The 19706-nt window shown below is 73.7% G+C and carries 15 protein-coding genes and 2 tRNA genes; 11 read left to right on the plus strand and 6 right to left on the minus strand.

The features are described from left to right. From OG373_RS21300 to OG373_RS21325, 6 genes are all read left to right on the plus strand, one after another. Complete coding sequence (locus OG373_RS21300; RefSeq protein WP_405444140.1) at positions 1-528, plus strand: fluoride efflux transporter FluC; 528 nt, start codon at positions 1-3, stop codon at positions 526-528. Then, a complete protein-coding gene (gene crcB / locus OG373_RS21305; RefSeq protein ID WP_405439693.1) occupies positions 525-899 on the plus strand; it encodes a fluoride efflux transporter CrcB in 375 nt (124 codons plus the stop codon). The genes OG373_RS21300 and crcB overlap by 4 nt, the downstream gene beginning before the upstream one ends. A 110-nt stretch (positions 900-1009) precedes the next feature. After that, positions 1010-1546: a hypothetical protein gene (locus OG373_RS21310; RefSeq protein WP_405439695.1), complete on the plus strand. Its 537-nt coding sequence runs from the start codon at positions 1010-1012 to the stop codon at positions 1544-1546. Between the two features lie 278 nt (positions 1547-1824). Further along, a complete protein-coding gene (locus OG373_RS21315; protein WP_405439697.1) occupies positions 1825-4182 on the plus strand; it encodes a DEAD/DEAH box helicase in 2358 nt (785 codons plus the stop codon). A 218-nt stretch (positions 4183-4400) separates the two neighbouring features. After that, positions 4401-4473: transfer RNA gene (locus OG373_RS21320), tRNA-Lys, on the plus strand. 164 nt (positions 4474-4637) lie between these two features. Continuing rightward, positions 4638-5150: a GNAT family N-acetyltransferase gene (locus OG373_RS21325; RefSeq protein ID WP_397736166.1), complete on the plus strand. Its 513-nt coding sequence runs from the start codon at positions 4638-4640 to the stop codon at positions 5148-5150. Between the two features lie 73 nt (positions 5151-5223). Here OG373_RS21325 and OG373_RS21330 read toward each other — a convergent pair whose 3' ends face one another. Beyond that, positions 5224-6480, minus strand: a complete 1257-nt coding sequence (locus tag OG373_RS21330) for a hypothetical protein (protein WP_405439699.1) — start codon at positions 6478-6480, stop codon at positions 5224-5226. 324 nt (positions 6481-6804) lie between these two features. Here OG373_RS21330 and OG373_RS21335 point away from each other — a divergent pair. The 3 genes from OG373_RS21335 to OG373_RS21345 all read left to right on the plus strand — a co-directional run bounded on the left by OG373_RS21335 (position 6805) and on the right by OG373_RS21345 (position 9610). Next, positions 6805-6878, plus strand: a tRNA-Met gene (locus tag OG373_RS21335). Between the two features lie 272 nt (positions 6879-7150). Beyond that, positions 7151-8269, plus strand: a complete 1119-nt coding sequence (locus OG373_RS21340; protein WP_405444141.1) for a PP2C family protein-serine/threonine phosphatase — start codon at positions 7151-7153, stop codon at positions 8267-8269. A 300-nt stretch (positions 8270-8569) separates the two neighbouring features. After that, positions 8570-9610, plus strand: a complete 1041-nt coding sequence (locus OG373_RS21345) for a M23 family metallopeptidase (RefSeq protein ID WP_405439701.1) — start codon at positions 8570-8572, stop codon at positions 9608-9610. Here the strand turns inward: OG373_RS21345 and OG373_RS21350 are convergent. From OG373_RS21350 to OG373_RS21365, 4 genes are all read right to left on the minus strand, one after another. Further along, on the minus strand, positions 9519-10877 hold the full coding sequence (locus OG373_RS21350) for a PrsW family intramembrane metalloprotease (RefSeq protein ID WP_405439703.1): 1359 nt from the start codon (positions 10875-10877) through the stop codon (positions 9519-9521). The two genes, OG373_RS21345 and OG373_RS21350, sit on opposite strands and share 92 nt — an antisense overlap. A 43-nt stretch (positions 10878-10920) precedes the next feature. After that, positions 10921-11667, minus strand: a complete 747-nt coding sequence (gene trmB / locus OG373_RS21355) for a tRNA (guanosine(46)-N7)-methyltransferase TrmB (protein WP_397736365.1) — start codon at positions 11665-11667, stop codon at positions 10921-10923. A gap of 139 nt (positions 11668-11806) precedes the next feature. After that, on the minus strand, positions 11807-13039 hold the full coding sequence (gene lhgO / locus OG373_RS21360; protein WP_405439705.1) for an L-2-hydroxyglutarate oxidase: 1233 nt from the start codon (positions 13037-13039) through the stop codon (positions 11807-11809). A 45-nt stretch (positions 13040-13084) separates the two neighbouring features. Beyond that, complete coding sequence (locus tag OG373_RS21365) at positions 13085-14800, minus strand: sporulation protein (RefSeq protein ID WP_405439707.1); 1716 nt, start codon at positions 14798-14800, stop codon at positions 13085-13087. A 630-nt stretch (positions 14801-15430) separates the two neighbouring features. On the opposite strand from OG373_RS21365, the gene OG373_RS21370 reads away from it, so the two are divergent. Next, positions 15431-17644, plus strand: a complete 2214-nt coding sequence (locus OG373_RS21370) for an asparagine synthase-related protein (protein ID WP_405439709.1) — start codon at positions 15431-15433, stop codon at positions 17642-17644. 37 nt (positions 17645-17681) lie between these two features. Here OG373_RS21370 and OG373_RS21375 read toward each other — a convergent pair whose 3' ends face one another. Next, positions 17682-18983, minus strand: a complete 1302-nt coding sequence (locus OG373_RS21375; RefSeq protein WP_405439711.1) for an MFS transporter — start codon at positions 18981-18983, stop codon at positions 17682-17684. A gap of 142 nt (positions 18984-19125) precedes the next feature. Between OG373_RS21375 and OG373_RS21380 the strand changes: the two genes are divergently transcribed. After that, the gene (locus OG373_RS21380; protein WP_405439713.1) at positions 19126-19632 is read left to right on the plus strand and encodes a MarR family winged helix-turn-helix transcriptional regulator; all 507 of its coding nucleotides are present in this window, start codon (positions 19126-19128) and stop codon (positions 19630-19632) included. Positions 19633-19706 lie beyond the last annotated feature (74 nt).

Raw genomic sequence — 19706 nt, forward strand, 5'->3', positions numbered from 1 at the left:
CTGCCGGTCCCCGGTGACGAGGCGGCGGATCCGGCGGAAGCGGCCGAAGCGGCGGAGGCCATCGATCCGGACGTCGACCTGCACGTACCCGCGCAGCGCGCCGAGCCCCTGGGCCGGGTGCTCGCGACAGTGGCGGTCGGCGGCGCGGTCGGCGGCGCGGCGCGCTACGGGATCTCCCTGCTGTGGCCGGCCGGCCCCGGGGCCTTCCCATGGGCGACCCTGTGGATCAACGCCTCCGGCTCCGCGCTGATCGGCGTACTCATGGTGCTGATCAGCGAGGGCGGCCGGACGTCCCCGCATGCGCTGCTGCGGCCCTTCGCCGGGGTCGGCGTGCTCGGCGGCTTCACCACCTTCTCCACCTACGCGGTGGACTTCTCGCGGCTCCTGGACGAGGGGGAGGCGGCGACCGCGCTGGCCTACGCCGGGCTCACGGTGGTGGCGGCGCTGGGCGCGGTGTGGGCGGCCGCCTCGGCGACGCGGCTCGCGGTCCGGGGCCGCGGGGCCGGCCGGGGCCGGGTCCCGCGGTGACCTGGCTGCTCGTGGTGGCGGGCGCGGCCGTCGGCGCGCCGTTGCGCTACCTGATGGACCGTACGGTGCAGGCGCGGCACGATTCCGCGTTCCCCTGGGGCACCTTCGTGGTGAACGCGAGCGCCTGCCTGGTGCTCGGGGTGCTGGCCGGAGCGGCGCTGGGCGGGGCCGCCGGCTCGCGGCTCCAACTGCTGCTGGGGACCGGGCTGTGCGGGGCGCTGAGCACGTACTCGACGTTCTCGTACGAGACCCTGCGGCTGGCCGAGCGGGGGCACCGGTTCCTGGCCGCGGCGAACGTGGTGATGTCGGTGCTGGTCGGGCTGGGCGCGGTGCACCTCGGCTCGCAGGTGGCGCGGCAGCTCTTCGCCTGAGGTCCGGCCGCGGTGTTCCGTGGAGGGCGTGTCCCTTACGGGTCAAAGGGAGTTGGGCACATTGACCCGCTCATGCGGAAAGTTCACCCACAGGCTCCGGAGGTGCCCCCGTGCGCCAGTTGTCCGCTTCCCTCCGACTGGCCGTCACCGCGCTCGCGGTCGCGGCGACGGCCGGCTGCATGAGCGTCGGTGAGGACGCGGCGAAGCCCGGGCCCTCCGCCCCGGGAGAGCGCCGCAGCGGCGCCGAGGCGGGCGCCGGGACCGTCTCGGGGCGCGGCTCCGGGGTCCACGGCAACGGGCACGGCGCCAAGGACGGTACGGGGAGCCAGGGCGGCAGGGCCAAGGAGGACGGCAAGGCCTCCGGCGCGACCGGGGCCTCGCCGAGCGCGGGCGCGCCGAGCGGCCAGCCGGGGGTGCCCGCCCCGTCGGCGGGACCCGGCGGCGGGGCCGGCGGGCAGGGCCCCCAGCAGCCGACCTCGGGCGGGGGTTCGGGCGGCCCCGGCGGCCCGGGCGGTTCGGTCGGCGGGCAGCAGCCGGCGAGCCCGACCCCGGAGCCGCCGGCCACCACTCCCCCTGTGACGCAACCCACGCTCGCTCCGCCGAGCCCGCAGCCCGAGCCCACCACCGCTCCGGCGCCGGAACTCTAGGCCGACCGGCCCCGCCGGGTGCCCGGTGGGGCCCGTCCCGGCACCGGCCCTCGGGGACGTCTTCGCAGGTCAGAGGTGTTTCGGTGGGAGCGACTTGCCAGACCCCGGGGAGGGTGCGTATGGTTATAGATCGTTTGATCCCATTGCCCGGCGCCGAATCCGAAGAGCGCCGTGTGGCGCGTACTCTCCCTAGCCGTGGCTGACCGCATTGAGGCGGTCGATTTGCGATTCACGGAGTTTGGGCGCGTGCCGAGACTCCGGAAGGTTTCGCATTTCGCATGTCCATTTCCAGCTCTGACCGTTCCGTCATGCCCGAGAACGACTCCAACGAGATGATCGACGCCGAGGCCCTCGTGGTCACCGAGGCGATCGAGGCCGCTGAGGCCAACGAGATCATCGAGGCTCTTGAGGCCGACGTGAACACCGACGAGTCCCTCGAGGACTCGACCACCGACTTCGACGACGCCGACGCTGACGCCGACGCCGAGCCCTCGATCACCTTCGGCGACCTCGGTCTCCCCGAGGGTGTCGTGCGCAAGCTCGCGCAGAACGGCGTCACCAGCCCCTTCCCGATCCAGGCCGCGACCATCCCGGACGCCCTGGCCGGCAAGGACATCCTCGGCCGTGGCCGCACCGGCTCCGGCAAGACCCTCTCCTTCGGTCTGCCGACCCTGGCCACCCTGGCCGGCGGTCACACGGACAAGAAGAAGCCCCGCGCCATCATCCTCACGCCGACCCGTGAGCTCGCGATGCAGGTCGCGGACGCGCTCCAGCCCTACGGCGACGTGCTCGGCCTGAAGATGAAGGTCGTCTGCGGCGGTACCTCCATGAGCAACCAGATCTACGCCCTGGAGCGCGGTGTCGACGTCCTCGTCGCCACCCCCGGCCGTCTGCGCGACATCATCAACCGCGGCGCCTGCTCCCTGGAGAACGTCCAGGTCGCGGTCCTCGACGAGGCCGACCAGATGGCCGACCTGGGCTTCCTGCCCGAGGTCACCGAGCTGCTCGACCAGATCCCCGGCGGCGGCCAGCGCATGCTCTTCTCCGCCACCATGGAGAACGAGATCGGCACCCTGGTCAAGCGCTACCTGTCCAACCCCGTCACGCACGAGGTCGACAGCGCGCAGGGCAACGTCACGACCATGACGCACCACGTCCTTGTCGTGAAGCCGAAGGACAAGGCGCCGGTCACGGCCGCCATCGCCGCCCGCAAGGGCCGCACCATCATCTTCGTCCGCACCCAGCTGGGCGCCGACCGCATCGCCGAGCAGCTCGTCGAGGCCGGCGTGAAGGCCGACGCGCTGCACGGCGGCATGACGCAGGGCGCCCGTACCCGCGTCCTCGCCGACTTCAAGGACGGCTACGTCAACGCGCTCGTCGCCACCGACGTCGCCGCCCGCGGCATCCACGTCGACGGCATCGACCTGGTCCTGAACGTGGACCCGGCCGGCGACCACAAGGACTACCTGCACCGCTCGGGCCGTACCGCCCGTGCCGGCAAGTCCGGTGTCGTGGTCTCGCTCGCGCTGCCGCACCAGCGTCGCCAGATCTTCCGCCTGATGGAGGACGCGGGCGTCGACGCCTCGCGCCACATCGTCCAGGGCGCCGGCGCCTTCGAGCCGGAGGTCGCCGAGATCACCGGTGCCCGTTCGCTGACCGAGGTCCAGGCCGACTCCGCGAACAACGCCGCCAAGCAGGCCGAGCGTGAGGTCGCCGAGCTGACCAAGCAGCTCGAGCGTCTGACCCGCCGTGCCGGCGAGCTGCGCGAGGAGGCCGACCGCCTCGTCGCCCGCTCCGCCCGTGAGCGCGGCGAGGACCCGGAGGCCGCTGTCGCCGAGGTGGCCGAGGCCGCCGAGGCCGAGGTCGCGGCTGCTGCCGCCGCCGCTGCCGCCGAGCTGGCCGCGCAGGAGCGCCGCGAGGAGCAGCGCGCCCAGCGTGACGACCGTGGCAACTTCGAGCGTCGCGACAACCGTGGCGGCGACCGTGGCGGCTTCCGCCGCGACGACCGCGGTGGCGACCGTGGTGGCCGTCCGTCCGGTGGCTTCAACCGTGACGACCGTGGTGGCGACCGTGGTGGCTTCCGCCGCGACGACCGTCCGTCGGGTGGTTTCCGCTCCGGTGGTGACCGTCCGTCCGGTGGTGGCTTCCGTCGTGACGACCGTCCGTCCGGTGGCTTCAACCGTGACGACCGTGGTGGCGACCGTGGTGGCTTCCGCCGCGACGACCGTCCGTCGGGTGGTTTCCGCTCCGGTGGTGACCGTCCGTCCGGTGGTGGCTTCCGTCGTGACGACCGTCCGTCCGGTGGCTTCAACCGCGATGACCGTGGTGGCGACCGTGGTGGCTTCCGCCGCGACGACCGTCCGTCCGGCACCTTCAACCGCGACGACCGCTCCTCGGGCACCTTCAACCGCGACGACCGTCCGTCGGGTGGCTTCCGTTCCGGTGGTGACCGTCCGTCCGGTGGTGGCTTCCGTCGTGACGACCGTCCGTCCGGTGGCTTCCGTTCCGGCGGCGGCGACCGCCCGTACGGCCGCCGTGACGACCACCGTCCGTCCGGCTCCGGCTCCGGCTCCGGTTCCACCGGTGGCTTCGGCGGCCGCCGCGACGACAAGCCGCGCTGGAAGCGCAACGGCTGATCGCAGCTGAGCTGAACCCCTGAGAAAGGGCCCGTACGACACCCAGGTGGCGTACGGGCCCTTTCTTCGCTCCCGGAAGCTGATGGTGCGTAACCCCCCTGCGGGGCCCGGACCGAGGCACTCCGGAGCATCGTCGCGGCGGCGGCGACAGGCCGGTCGGCGGATACCCGATCGGCTGACCGGCGCGGTCCGGCTATGCTCTGGGGTGAGCACCTGGAGGGCCATTAGCTCAATTGGCAGAGCAGCGGACTTTTAATCCGTTGGTTGTCGGTTCGAGTCCGACATGGCCTACCGCTCACAGGGACGGGGAAGACCTCCTTCGACCTGTACGAAGCGCCCCATCCGATTCCTTCGGGTGGGGCGCTTCGCGTGGGGCGGACGGCCCGTCAGCCCGGGTGCGGGCGGGCCGGAAAATGCGGTGAGGTCCTCGGACCGGGCCGGTAGCGTCGGTGACCATGACCCCTGTCCTGCGGACCGAACGCCTGCTCCTCGACCCGTACACCCCCGCGGACGAGGAAGGATTCGTCGCACTCTTCCAGGACGTACGGGTGTCCCGGTGGATGGGGGACGGTCCCGGCACCGAGGCCGAGGACCGGGCGCTCTTCGGGCGGGTCTTCACGAAGGTCTACGCCCAGAACCTCTTCGACGTCTGGGCGGTGCGGCGGGACGGCCGGCTGGTCGGGCACGCCGAGATCAAGCGGACCGACGAGGCCGGCGGGCACGAGATCGTCTACGCGCTGGCTCCCGAGGCCTGGGGATCGGGCCTCGGCACCGAGCTCGCCGAGGCGATCGTCGCGTACGGCTTCGACACCCTCGGCCTGGCCGAGGTGCACGCCACCGTGGCCGAGCCCAACACGGCCTCGCTGGTCCTGCTGGAGCGCATCGGCTTCGCGCACGTCCGGGACGTGCGGGAGGACGACGGGAGCACCACCCGCGTCCTGACCCGCCGCGGCGTTCCTGCCGCCTGACGGCGCCCTGCGCGAAAGCGCCCCACCCGGGGGACCGGGTGGGGCGCTTTCGCGTACAGGGATCGGCGACCGATCAGGCGGTGGTGCGGCGACGGCGGCCGAGCCAGGCGGCGGCCGCGCCGAGCGCGACCAGGGCGGCCGCGAGGCCGGCGTACAGGCCGGTGCCCGAGCCGGCGCCGGTGTGGGCGAGGGAGCCGGTGGACGCCGCGGTGGTGGTCAGGTTGGTGTTACCCGTGGAGGCGGCGACGGCCTGCTTCACGACGGGGGTGGCGGAGGACGTGGCCGACGGAGTCGCGGACGGGGTGCCGGACGGGGTGCCGGAGGGCGGGACGGTCTCCACGATCGGGGCGAGCGGGAACTGCACGGAGCTGTTCTGGAACGGGTAGGTGTTGCCCTCGGCGTGGCCGACCTCGGCCGCCATCGTGATGACGGTCTTCTTCGTCAGTTCGGTGTTCTTGCCCAGGGAGAGCCGCAGCGGCAGGGTGCGGACGCCGCTGGCGGCGCCGAAGCCCTTGGGGATGCGCGGCAGCTCGTAACGGCCGTACGCGCCCTGCAGGTCCTGCCAGCGGCCGTCGATCAGGGCCTGCAGCCGGAAGTCGGCCTTCTGCTCGCCCGGGTGCGACAGGCTCAGGGTGGTCGCGAGGGCGGTGTCGAACGTGCCCTCACCCGTGGCCCGGTAGTTCAGGTCGAGGTACGCGCGCTGCTCCTGGCCGTCCTTGCCGGAGCCGACCTGCTTGAACCAGGTCTTCAGCCCGCCCGTCTTGATCTTCGGGGCGACCTTGAACAGGTGGGAGTCCGCGCCGCCGGGCGCCACCGAGTTGTTGTAGCCGGTGGCGGTGAGGGTGAAGTCCCCGTCGTTGGTGGGGTAGTGCGCGCCGAGGCCGATGGTGACCTTCCAGGTCATCTTGCCGTTCGCGGGGATGTCGAAGCCCGCGCCGCTCTCCTTGCCGCCGGCCGTGGCCGGGTAGAAGAGGCCCTGCCATCCGCCGTCCTGCTGGCCGACCGAGGACTTGGTGGCCGGGGCGTCCACCGCGTCGACCTTGAAGACCACGTCGTCCTTCTGCAGACGGCTCGGGCCGGTCTGGTCGAGGAGCACCCACGGCTTGTACTCGACCGTCTTGCCGGTCGGGTTCTTGACCGTGAGGTCGAAGGTCTCGGTGGCGCCGCCGCGGGTCAGCGAACCGCTGGGGACCGGAGTGCCCATCTCCGTACGCAGCACGGCCTGGTCGTCGGCGGCGGGTGCGGCGGACGCGGCGGTGGCCGAGAGCGGCAGCAGAGTGGTGACAACGCCGGCGACGACTGCGATGGCGGCTGCGGTGCGAACGGACATGGTGGACTCCCCCCAGGAATCACAGAGGCATCGGCAGAGCGCCGAGCCGAGAAGGTGTGGTCGTTGTCGCCGGCCGGTGCGTGTTCCCCCCTGGCCCTTGCGACAGGTGAATCATCGCCCGGATCGGATCCCGGAACCATCCTCGAAGTGTCACCGCCGCGCAACAGAGATGATCTTCGTTCGCGCGGGTTGGTCCGCGGCCGGTTCTGGGCCGGCTCTGGGCGGGTTTTAGGGCTTTGACCTGCGGTGATGCGTATCTGTGGGTGGGGTGGCGGTTAATTGGTGAAGGGCTCCCCCCGGATGGCGTAGAGTTGTGTTTACCGACGCGGGGTGGAGCAGCTCGGTAGCTCGCTGGGCTCATAACCCAGAGGTCGCAGGTTCAAATCCTGTCCCCGCTACTCAGTACGAAGGCCCGGTTCCTCACCAGGAACCGGGCCTTCGTCGTGTTCCCGGGGATCCCGTCCCCGGGTGTTGCCTCTCGCGTTCCCTCACCCGTCCGGCCGCCGTCGGGTCGCCGTACGCGGGTTCCTGCCGCCAGCCTTGAGGGGCGAGGCGGCAGCGGGCCCGCACCCGTGCGACGGACCGGGCGGCAGGAGAGAGCGTGGTGGGGCTGGGCCGGCAGGGCGACGGCGGTGGGCGCGCGGGACGCGCGGGTGGCGCCGGCAGCGGTATGGCCCGCCGGGTGGTCCGGGTGCTGCCGGGCGCGTTGATCGCCTTCGGGATCGTCTTCAACCTGCTGACCCCGCCCAGCTTCACCGGATCCCCGTTCTTCAGCGCGGCCCCGCTGGTCGCCGCCCCGCTCTTCACGTTCCGGGCCACGGCCCTGACCGGCGCCCTGGCCGTGCTCGCGGTGTTCGTGCTGCAGATCACCGGCGGCTTCGGCTGGAAGGTCGAGGCGATGACCGAGCTGGCCACCGTACTGACGGTCTCCGGGCTGGCGCTCCTGATCAACCGCGTGGTGCGGCGCAGTGGCGAGCGGCTCGCCTCGGCGCGCGGGATCGCCGAGGCCGCGCAGCTGGCGGTGCTCCCGAAGCCCGCCGAGCGCATCGGGGGGTTGCACGTCTCCGTCTGGTACGAGGCCGCGCAGGCGGACGCCTTCATCGGCGGCGACCTGTACGCCGTCCAGGAGACCCCGTACGGGGTGCGGCTGGCGGTGGGCGACGTACGGGGCAAGGGGCTGGGGGCGGTGGAGGCGGTCGCAGTGGTCCTGGGGGCGTTCCGGGAGGCGGCGGACACCGAGCCCACGCTGGAGTTGCTGGCGCAGCGGCTGGAGCGGGCGCTGGCCCGCGAGGGCACCCGGCGCGACAGCCTGGACGTGGTGGAGGGGTTCACGACGTGTGTGCTCGGGGAGATCCCGCCGGGCGCGAGCGTGCTGCGGCTGCTCAACCGGGGCCACCCCGAGCCGCTGCTGCTGCACGGGAACGGCGAGCTGGCGGTCCTCGCACCGGCGGAGCCCGCGCTGCCGCTCGGTATGGGGGAGCTGGGGGGCTGGCCGGACCTGGTGCAGGAGTGGGCCTTCCCGGCGGGGGCCACCCTGCTGCTCTACACGGACGGGCTGACCGAGGCACGGGACGGGGCGGGGGACTTCTACGATCCGGCGGCCCGGCTGCGCGGGCGGATCTTCCCCGGGCCGCAGGCGTTGCTGAGCGCGCTCAGCAGTGATGTGCGCCGGCATACGGGCGGCGGGGCGACGGACGACATGGCGCTGCTCGCGGTGGAGCGTCCGGGGGAGCGGCAGCCGGAGCGGCGCCGGACCGTGCCGGTGGTGCCCCGGGGCGACGATGCGTGACGGTGTGTAATGGAAGGAATGCTCTCCGCAAGGGAGTTGACGGGCCGTCATGTGAGGCCTGTGGCTGAAGAGGCGAGGGAGTCGCTTGATTTTTGCCCTGGTTGGGGCAGTTTTGCAGGGAAAAGGTGTGGCCAAAGCTGGTCGGTGAGTGGCTGATTGCCGTTAACGATCAAGCGGAGAAGCTTGGAATCACTCCCCTTCGTCTATTACCTTTCGATAACGCAGCGCGGTCGTCCCAGCCGTCGCAAGAGACGGCACCGTGCGCGCGCGCCCACGCGCGTCCATGAGGAGTGTGCCCTGGTGGCCTCCAACTTGCCTGCCCCTGATGGCATCGAGATCCAGGAGCCGCCCACCGCGGGTGCCTGGGGCGAGTGGAACCCCACCGAGGATTCGGTGCGACCGGTCCGGGGCAAGCACCGGGTCGCCAAGCAGCGCGGGGGACTTGCCCGCAGCTCCACCGTGCTCGGCGTCGGCGTCATCGCGGCGGTCGGCGCCGGCGGCATCGCCACCGCGCAGGACCGGCCCCAGGTCGCGATATCCCTGCCGGACCTGCCGGCCCTCCCCGACCTGGTGACCGGGGACAAGGCGCAGCAGGACGACGGAGGTTCGGGAGCTGCGGCCCGGGCGACGGGCGAGCGCACCGGGATCATGACGCAGCAGTCCGCCCATGGCACGGACGCCGGTGAGGTGCTGCGCAACCGCATCCTCCAGCAGGCCGAGTCCCAGCAGGACGCCGCCGCGGCCAAGGCCCGGGCGGAGGCCGAGCAGGCGGCGCAGCAGGCCGCCGCCCAGGAGGCCAAGGACAAGCTGGAGGTGGCCCGCAAGGCGGCCGAGGACGCGAAGGCCCAGGCCGAGGCGAAGGCCGCGGAGGAAGCCGCCGAGAAGGCCGCCGCGGAGAAGGCCGCCCTGGAGAAGGCCGAGCAGGAGCGCCTGGCCGCATCGGCCGGCAGCTACTCCCTGCCCACCTCCGCCTACACCCTCACCTCGCACTACGGGGTCTCCGGCTCCATGTGGTCCTCCGGCTACCACACCGGCCTGGACTTCGCGGCCCCGACCGGGACCCCGGTCAAGGCCGTCGCCGGCGGAAAGATCACCTCGGCCGGCTGGTCCGGCGCGTACGGCTACCGGATCGTGCTGGAGCTGCCGGACGGCACGGAGATCTGGTACTGCCACCTCTCCTCGATGTCGGTGACCTCCGGCACGGTGGGCGCCGGCGAGACCATCGGCCGCGTCGGCGCCACCGGCAACGTCACCGGACCGCATCTCCACCTGGAAGTACGCAAGGGCGGATCGACGATGGACCCGCTGGCGTGGCTGAACTCCAAGGGCCTGAACGTCTGAGACCCGGCTGCTCGTCTCCCGCCGTTCGCCGCGGCGGGGGTACGTCGGCCCGCACGCCCGCCGGGGCCAGGGGATCGAACCACGGCGGAACCAGCTCCTCCATGACCGCCGCCCGAGCCAGCGCGGGACCCGCCGTAGCGCGTCCCTGCCAGAGCCGGTGCAGCAACTCCCGCTCCCGGCCCGCGAAATCCCGCTCCCGCAGGGGACCGCCGCGCCGCGCGCGGTTCCGTAACAGGGCCAGGGCGGCCGCGTCCGCCTCGTAGCGGGCGACCGTGCGCCCGGCGGCCCGGCCGCCGCTGCGCCGGGCCAGGGCACGGGCCAGTGACCGGGCCGGAATGGAGGCCAGGGCGGGCACCTCGGCCGGGCCGAGCCAGCCCGCGGCCGCGTACAGCGAGAGTTCCCGGGCGACGGCCCGCAGCCGGTCGCGCCGTATCCGCACCGCCAGCCACACCAGCAGTCCGAACGCCGGGACCATCACGCACGCGTAGACCATGTAGAAGCCGTGCTCCCCGAACTGCGAGGAGCCGTTCCACAACGCGTGCATGCCCATGGCCAGTGCCAGGCCGAGCATCGGCAGGAAGATCCTGCGCGAGCGGCGGGCACTGACCGCGGCCACGCCGAAGCCGAGACCGGTGAGCACCGTGAACAGCGGGTGCGCGAAGGGCGACAGCACTATCCGCACGAAGAAGGTCGCCGCCGTCACCGAATCCAGTGCGCCGCTGTCCTCGGCCAGGTCCTCCACGAAGGCGTTGCCGAGGTAGAGGATGTTCTCGGTGAAGGCGAAGCCGGTGGCGGTGAAGCCGGCCACCACGAACCCGTCGGCGGGGCCGGTGAAGTGTCGTCTTCGGAAGAGGAACACCAGCATCAGGGCCGCCGCCTTGGCGCTCTCCTCCACCACCGGGGCGATGGCCACCGAGCCGAGGTGATCGGCGGCGGAGGCGTCGGCGGTGGCCGCGGCTATCCACTCGGTGGCGAAGTTGTTGGCCAGTATCGCGATCAGCGCCGCGGTGCAGGCCCCCCAGCCGAAGCAGAACAGCAGCTGCGACCAGGGCGCGGGCGCGGCCCGGCCCAGCCACCGGAAGGCCGCCATGAGCGGGGCCACCGGCAGCAGGGCCAGGCCGAGACCGACGAAGAACCCGGAGGTGCCGGTCTGCTCCCGCACGAGTTCGAGGATGGCGATCCCGGTGACGGCGAGCAGGGCGAGGAGCACGCACGTGCGGATCGTGCCGGACGGACGTGCGCGCACAGGGTGGGGCGCTCGGAACACACCATGACCCTAGCGAGCCGGTCTGACACGCGCGGTGACCTTGTCAGTTCTCCGTGCGACGGAAGAGCAAGTCGTGTACGAGGTGGCCCTTGTCGAGGCCCTGGCCCTCGAAGCGGGTGAGCGGCCGGAACGCGGGACGCGGCGAGAAGCCGCCGTCGGGCCGGGTGTTCTCGAAGTCCGGGTGAGCGGTGAGCACTTCGAGCATCTGCTCGGCGTACGGCTCCCAGTCGGTCGCGCAGTGCAGGACGGCCCCGGGCGCCAGGCGGGTGGCCGCCAGCGTCAGGAAGTCGGGCTGGATCAGCCGGCGCTTGTGGTGGCGGGCCTTGGGCCACGGGTCCGGGAAGTAGACGCGCATCCCGGCCAGGGAGTCGGGCGGCAGCATCTCGCGGAGCAGGATGATGGCGTCGCCGTTGGCCACCCGGATGTTGGTCATGCCGCCGCGCTCGGCGAGGGCGAGGAGGTTGCCCTGCCCGGGGGTGTGCACGTCGGCGGCGAGGATCCCGGTGCCGGGGTCGTCGGCTGCCATCTGGGCCGTGGCCTCGCCCATGCCGAAGCCGATCTCCAGGACGACCGGCAGGCCGTCGAAGAGCTCCTTGAGGTCGATGACCTTGTGGCCGTCGATGTCCAGGCCCCAGGTGCCCCACAGGCGCTTCAGGGCCTCGCCCTGGCCGGTGGTGACCCGGCTGCGACGGGGCTGGAAGCTGCGGATCCGCCGCTCGTGGTGCGAGCCGGCCGGGTCCGGCGCGGGCCCGTCGGGGAAGCGGGGCTCGGTGCGCCACTTGGGCGGCACGTACGAGTTCGCCTCCGGCGCGGCGTCCGGGAGGCGGGGCGACTGGGGGTTCAGGGACTCAGACACAATGCGCTGATTCTACGACGGGGGGTGCGGGAGCCGCCGCGCGAGCGGCTCCCGCACCCCGCCGGAGAAGTCCTCAGGCCGAGCCGAGGGTCCGCAGGGCGCGGGTTGCGATCTCACGGCCGATCGGGAGCGAAGCGGTGGCCGCCGGCGAGGGGGCGTTGAGGACATGGACCGTGCGCGGGGCGTCACGGATCAGGAAGTCGTCCACCAGGGTGCCGTCCCGCAGCACGGCCTGCGCGCGGACCCCGGCCGCGGCGGGGTGGAGGTCCGCGGCGGTGACGGCCGGCAGCAGGCGCCGTACCGCCCGGGTGAAGGCCTGCTTCGACAGCGAGCGGTGGATCTCGCCCGTCCCGTACCGCCAGTGCCGGGCGGCCATCCGCCAGGATCCCGGCCAGGCGAGCTCGTCCGCGATGTCCCGGGGCCGCACCGTCGACCAGGCGTAGCCCTCGCGGGCCAGCGCGGGCACGGCATTGGGCCCGACGTGGACCCCGCCGCCGATGCCCCGGGTCAGGTGCACCCCGAGGAAGGGGAACGCCGGGTCGGGCACCGGGTAGACCAGCCCGCGGACCAGTTCGGGGCGGGTCAGGTCGTAGTACTCGCCGCGGAACGGGACGATCCGCATTCCCGGGTCGTCCCCGGCCAGGCGGGCGATCCGGTCGCACTGGAGGCCCGCGCAGTTCACCAGCACCCGGGCCCTGACCACCAGGCCGGACGTGGTGCGGACGGCCACCGCCGAGGCCCGGCGGGAGATCAGGTCCACCGCGCCGCCGTAGACGATCTCCGCGCCCGAGGACTCCGCCAGCTGGGCCGTCACCCGGCCGTAGTCCACGATGCCGGTGCTGCCGACGTGGATCGCGGCGAGCCCCCGCACCTCCGGTTCGTACTCCGAGATCTGCGCCGGGCCCAGCTCGCGCACCGGGATGCCGTTCTCCCGGCCGCGCTGGACCAGGGCGTGCAGCCGCGGCAGCTCCTCCCGCTCCGTGGCGACGATCAGCTTGCCCGTCACCTCGTGCGCGATCCCGTGCTCCGCGCAGAACTTGACCATCTCCGCGGCCCCGCTCACCGCGAAGCGCGCCTTCAGGGAACCCGGGCGGTAGTAGATCCCGCTGTGGATCACCCCGCTGTTGCGGCCCGTCTGGTGCCGGGCCGGACCCGACTCCTTCTCCAGGACCACGACCCTGGTCCCCGGAGCCAGGCGCGACAAAGCATGCGCCGTCGACAGGCCGACGATTCCGCCGCCGATCACCAGCACATCGCAGTCCACGCCGCCACCCACGCTGACACCTCCCACCCCTGCATACTGCACCCCGGCACCGACAACGCGGCCACGCGGCCCCCGGAAGACGGGGTCCTACGCCGGCGCCACCAACAGCGGCCGGGCCCGCTCCCGCAGCTCCGCCACACGCGGCTCGTCCCCGTACGGTTCCAGGCGGTGCAACAGGTCCCGTACGTATTCGGTCGTCCGCGCCGAGGAGATCCGGCCCGCTACCTCCACCGCCCGGGTGCCCGCCGCGCACGCCGCGTCCAGATTGCCCGACTCCAGCTCGGCGACCGCACTCACCACCAGCCGCAGCCCGTGCGACCGTACGTACTCCTCGGTGGGCCGCGACAGGGCCTGTTCGGTGAAACGCCTTACCTGCCGGGGCAGTTTGAGGTCCCGGTAGCACTCCGCGGCATCTGCGGCGAAACGGTCGTACGAGTAGAAGCCCAGCCAGGTCGGATCCGGATCGCCCTGACGGGACCGCTCCAGCCAGCCCTCCGCCGCCCGCAGCGCCGCCCCCGCGGCCACCGAATCGCCCGCCTTCGCGTGCGCCCGGGCCTCGACCAGCCGGAAGAAGCTCATGGTGCGTGCGGTGGCCAGGCCCCGGTTGCGCTCGACGGCCGCCTGCGCGAGGTCCACGCCCTCGTCGGGGAAGTCCCGGTAGGTCGCCTGCAGGGACATCGAGGCCAGCACGTAACCGCCGAGCGGTACGTCCGCGGCCGCGCGGGCGAGCCGCAGCGCCTGGATGTAGTAGCGCTGCGCCGCCTCCTGCTGACCGGTGTCGAAGGCCATCCATCCGGCCAGCCGGGTCAGTTCGGCGGTCGCGCCGAACAGCGCGCGGCCCACCTCGTCGCTGTACGAGCCGAGCAGCAGCGGCGCCGCGTCCACCCGCAGGCACTCGGGGACCATCGACGAACGCCAGTCCCCGCCGCCGTACTTGGAGTCCCAGCGGCGCGCGTCCTCGGCCGCCTCGCGCAGCTTGGTCACATCGCTGTGGCCCACGCGCTGACCGTGGTCGCGCGGCGTTTCGGCGCCGGGCTGGGCGGGCACAACGGTGGACGGCGGGCCGGACGCCGGGCCCGCCACCGGTCCTGTGGCCGGACCTGCCATCGGGCCCGTCGCCGGTCCGGTCGTGCGGCCGTCCGGCAAGGACCCGGGACCTGCCGCCGTCGCCTCCTGCGCCGGCGCGTCATGAGCCGAGGGGGGCGCGGATAAGGGGCTCTGGACCATGGAGTGCTGCGCCGCGGGGTCGTCCGCCGCAGAGGTGTCCGCCCGGGCGGTGGAGTCGTGGGCCGGGTGATGGGCTGCGCGGCGCGCCGCCGCACCCGCCGGTTCGCGGGCCACCGAGCTGTCCGCGGGAGATATCAGCCAGCGCGAGGCGGGCGTCGCGTACGCCGCCACCGAGAAGGACCCCGCGAGCGACTGCCAGATCCCGCCACCGCCGCGGCGTCCGGCGAGGTCGAGCCGGTAGAGGTCGGTGGCCGAGCGCACCGCCGCGCCCACGTCGCGCGGGAAGGCGAGGCCCACCTCGGGCGCGGGGTCCGCGTCCGCCAGCCCGATCTCGTGCAGCGGCACCGGCCGCCCCAGCTTCGCGCCGATCGCGGCGGCGATCAGATGCGGGGCGGCGCCCTGCGGCACCATCCCCTTCGACACCCACCGGGCCACCGACGTCTTGTCGTACCGAAGCGTCAGGCCGCGCTGCGCGCCGAGGTCGTTGACCCGCCGGGCCAGCCCGGCGTTGCTGATGCCCGCGAGGGCGAGGACGGCGCCGAGCTTCTCATTGGGCTCGCGGAGCTCCCTGGACATGCGCCACCCCTCGTCACACGCGGAACGCAGACGCCGCCGGGGCATAGGCGCCCGGCATTTCGTAAACCCAGCGTAGTTCCCCGCCTCCCAAGCGTTAAGGCCCTTACTTCCGTATGGCGGGATTGTTGTCCGTTTGCACAGTCCGCCCCGGGCCCGGAGTCGGGGCGCACGTGTCATCGCGTGCTCCGTCCGTGTGGCCGTGCGCCCGCCCGTGCGCTCTGGCCGGTCCGGGGACCCGGCGATTCGATGTGCGGTGCGTGGGTCGGCCCGCTGCCTGGACCGGGCGGGTCGGGGGATGCCGCTGCCTCAATCCCCGCGGGTGGCGGAACGGTCCGGGGGGTGGGTTCCGCCTCCCGGACCGCGCCCCCGCGGTGAGCGCCGGCCGCCCGCGACGGCTCTTCCGGCAGCCGAAGAATGGCTGAAAGCGACCTATGGGGCGGTGGGAACGGAACGCCAAATACCGCGTGGCCGGGGCGTGTTCCTTTGCGTGTGCGCCCCCTTTAACCACTCTCGCACGCCTGTCCCGTGGCAGCATGGACCCCGAGCCACCCGGGGTCCCGCGGCCGCGCGCCCAGCGCCGTCCGTCCTGCCTGTGCCCCGGTCATGTGCCCACGGGCTGGGGAGGCGGCGGTGCGCTGGTTGGTGGGTTGGAGCAGTATCGCCGCGAGCTTCGGCACGGCCGGAAGGGTCTCGGGCCTGGGCTTCGGCCAGAGCCCCGGTCAGGGCCTCGGCCAGGGCGGATACGGCGACGGAGGTGCGCCCCTGCGCGGCGGCATCGCGGACGCCGCCCACGCCGGCGACCCGGGCGCGGACGCGGAACGCACCGTCCACCCCGTCGGCGCACAGCTGCTCTGGGGAGACCCCGACCCCCTCTGGGCCGTCGGCGACTGGCGCCCCGACGAGATCCGCACTCTCACCGCCGACCCCGCCGACCCCTTCACCCGGCTCGCCGTCCTCGGCTGCTGCGGCGCCACCGACGCCGAACTGCGCCGCGCCCTCTACGCCGCCCGCGGCGGCGCGCTGCGCCACCTCACCCAGTGGTCCGGCAGCTACACCGCCGTCGTCCAGGCCGGCCGCAGGATCACCGTCGTCGGCGACCTCGCGGGCGCCCGGCCCGTCTTCTACACCCCCTGGGCGAGCGGCACGGCGTACGCCACCGCCGCCCTTCCGCTCGCCGACCTCATCGAGGCGCAGCTCGACATCGGCCACCTCGCGGCCCTGCTGGCCTGCCCCGACAGTCCCGAGGCGCTGGGCGACGGCACACCGTACGCCGGGGTGCGGCGCATCCCGCCCGGGCACGCGCTCATCCTGCGCGAGGGCTCCCGCGAGATCACCGGCTACGAGCAGGTCGCCTCGCTCGCGGTGGCCGCCCCCGAGGCCGATGCCGAGCGCGCGGTGGAGGGCGTACGGGAAGCGTTGGTGGATGCCGTGCGCGCCCGGCTCACGGCTCCGCGGCATGCCCCCGACGCGACTCCGCCGTACGATCCCGGCCCCGTGCCCGGAATGGGTCCCGCCGACCGGCGGGCCGCGCGCGGCGCCCCGGCCCCCGGGGTGGGCGCCGACCTCTCCGGCGGCAGCGCCTCCGCGACGCTGGCGCTGCTGGCAGCCGGTCTGCCGGGAGCCCCGGGCACCCTGCTGAGCCCCGCCGGGGCGCGGCTGCTGGCCGTCACCTTCAACGACCTGGCCACCCCGCAGGGGCGCGAGGCCGAACTGGAACGGGCCAGGGCCATCGCGGCCGACCCGCGCCTGCACCACGTCGTGGTGGCCGCCGCCGAGGAGGCCCTCCCGTACGCCGAACTCGACGGCCCGCTCACCGACGAACCCGGCCCCTCGCTGGTCTTCGCCTCCCGCGAGCGCCGCCGTCTGGCGGCCGGCTCGGCCGACCACTTCACCGGCCACGGAGCCCGCCAGGTTCTCGACGCCCACCCGGCCCGGATGGCCGACCTCCTGATGGACCGGCGGCGGCGGCACCTGCTGCGCCCGGTGGCGGCACTGGCCCGTTCGGCCTCGGCCTCGGGAGCCTCCGGGGAGTCCCTGCTGGTCCCGCTCACCGTGTACTCGGCGGCCCGAAGACTTGCCCGTACGACGTACCGCGCGGGCATGGAGGCCGCCGCGGCCCGGCTCCGCGAGGGCGGGGTCCCCGAGCGCACCACCGGTCCGGTGGACGCTTCCCTCGCCGCCCTGACCTGGTCCCGCCCGGGGCCGGCGGCGGGCTGGCTCACGGGAGAGGCACTGGCGGAAGTATCGATCCGCCTGACCGTCGCCGCCGGCCGGCCCCCGCTGTCGCTGCGGCCGGGGGAGGCCCGCGCCCGTTCGCTGCTCGCCCGCCACGCCGCCGACCACCGGGTCTTCGAGCAGGCCGTGGAGGTCCGCAGCCAGCGCCTGCACGCCCCCTTCCTGGACAACCAGGTCGTACGGGCCGCCCGCGCCCTGCCCGAGTCGCTGCGGGTCCAGCCCGGGGCCCGGGCCGCGATCCTGCGCAGCGTCCTGTCCTCGGCGGGGGTGCGCGAGTTCCCGCCGGGCTGGGGCGTCACGGACCGCACGCCGAACGAGACGGCGACCCGGTTGGGGCTGCGCGCGGCCCTGGGCGACCTGCTCGACCTGTTCGCCTCCCCGCTGCTGGCGGACGCGGGGCTGATCGAGGCCCGGGTCGTACGGCAGGCCCTGCTCGACGCGGCGGACGGGCGCCCGGTCCCGTTGGACGGGCTGGCCGAACTCGTCTCCATGGAGCTGTGGTTGCGCCGCCTGCTGGCCCGGCGCGGCACGTGCTGGACGGGTACCACCGCGGCGCGGCGCCGGGCGGTGCCGGAGGGAGTCCCCGTGCACCGGCCGGCGCTGTCCTGACGGTCCTGGTGTGCGTGGCGGTTGCGGCGGTGCCGGTTCAGGCGGCGAGCACCAGGGTGGTCGCGAGCGCCGGGCCGAAGGCCCCGCCCAGCTGGTAGCAGAGGGCGAAGAGGCCGATGGCCGTGGGGCGCTGCGGATCGGGGGCGCTCGACGCGGCGTGCATCGACAGCACGGCGTTGGACCCGGTCGCCGCGAACACGCCGCCCAGGGTGGCGGCCAGCAGCAGTGGGCCCGAGCTCGCGAACACCGCGGTCGCGGCGGCCAGCGCGCCGATCCCGACCAGCACCGAGCGGACGGCCGCCCGGCTCATGCGCGCCGAGGCCGCGGCGAGCAGCCAGGACAGCGCGGACCCGGTGAGCAGGGCCACCAGCTGACCGGTGCCCGCGGTGGCCGCGTCCCAGCCCGCCCGGTCGGCGAGCAGCCGGGGTACGGAGAACAGCAGGGTGAAGTACGAGCCCGAGAGCGCGAGCGCGAGGAGTGCGGAGCCGAGGAAGAGCGGCTTGCGGATCAGCGCGGCCGGGACGAACCCGTCGGGGCGCCGCCGTACGTGGAGCGTGAGCAGCGTGGCGGCGAGCACCGCTACGCCGAGGGCGACGGCCGGAGCGTGGGGCAGCAGGACCAGGCCGGTGGCGAGCGCCGCCAGCAGGGCCGCGCCGCGGGCGTCGAACCGGCCCTGCGGGGTGGCCGGCGGGGCCGTCGCGTACCGGCTCACCGCGGGCACCGCCAGGATCGCGATCACGGAGACGGAGAGCGAGAGCCGCCACGAGACGGCCTGCGAGAGCTGTGCGCCGAGCAGCGGGCCGCAGGCGCCGAGGATGCCGAAGCCCGCGCTGATCACGCCCATCCGGCGGGCCGAGCCGGCCAGGCTCATCGCGACCGCCGCCAGACCGGCGCCGCCGGCGGCCTGGGTGGCCCGCCCGGCGAGGGTGAGCGGCAGCCAGGGGGAGGCGGCGACGAGGAGGGTGCCGACGAGCAGGAGGGTGCCTGCCGATCGGAGCGCCGTCCGCAGGCCCCGGCGGCGCAGCAGCCCGGCCAGCAGGGGGGTGGCGACGGCCATGGCCCAGGCGTAGGCGGCGACGAGCCAGCCGGCGGTGGAGGCGCTCACCCCGAGGGAGCGTGCCATGTCCGGAAGGATCAGGACGGGGGCGTTGGCCCCGGCGGCCATGGGGGTGGCCAGCAGGGCGAGCCAGAGGACGGGGACGGGGCCGGGGGCGGGCCCGACCCGGGTACGGGCCGCGGCCGGGGCCTCGGCGGCGGCCCGGTCGGTGGCAGGGGTGGTGGCTTGGGTGGCGGCAGTTGTGGCCTCGGCGCTGGCCTGACCTGCGGCGGTGGTGGTCATGGGTGGCGCCCACTCCGATCCATCTCAATGCTCACAATCTCAACGTTGAGATAAAAACACCCGGTCCTCTCAACGTCAAGTGTCTTAACGTTGAGATATCCTCTGGGTGGTGCGAGGGACGCGAGCGATGGAGGAACACGTCATGAGCGACGCAGTGGACGCGATCGTCGGCCAGTGGACGGCGGAGCGCCCCGACCTGGCGGCCGGCCTGTGGCCCGTGGAGGTGATGGCCCGCATCCAGCGGATGAACCGCATCATCGACAAGCACCAGAAGGCCTTCGCGGCCGAGCACGACCTGGAGGTGGGCGAGCTCGACATCCTCTTCACCCTCTGCCGCTCCGGCCCCCCGTACGCGCTCACCGCCGGTGCCCTCATCCCGGCCGCCATGGTGACCTCCGGCGCGATCACCAACCGCATCGACCGCATGGAGGCCAAGGGCCTGGTCGAGCGGGTGCGGGACGGCCAGGACCGCCGCACGGTCCGCATCCGGCTGACCGAACGGAGCATCGAGCTCACCGAGTCGATGATCACCGAGCACCTGCGCCGTTACGCGGAGATGCTCGCCCCGCTCGACCCCGCCACCTGCGCCACCGTCGCCCAGGCCCTGCGCACCCTCCTGGAGACCCACGGGGACACCTCGATCACCTGAGGCCCACCCCACCCCCACCCCCACCCCGACCCCGACCCCGACCCCGACCCCAACCCCGGTCCCGGCCCCGCCAC

Origin of the sequence: Streptomyces avidinii, assembly GCF_045161815.1 — a bacterium.
Lineage (GTDB): Bacteria > Actinomycetota > Actinomycetes > Streptomycetales > Streptomycetaceae > Streptomyces > Streptomyces avidinii.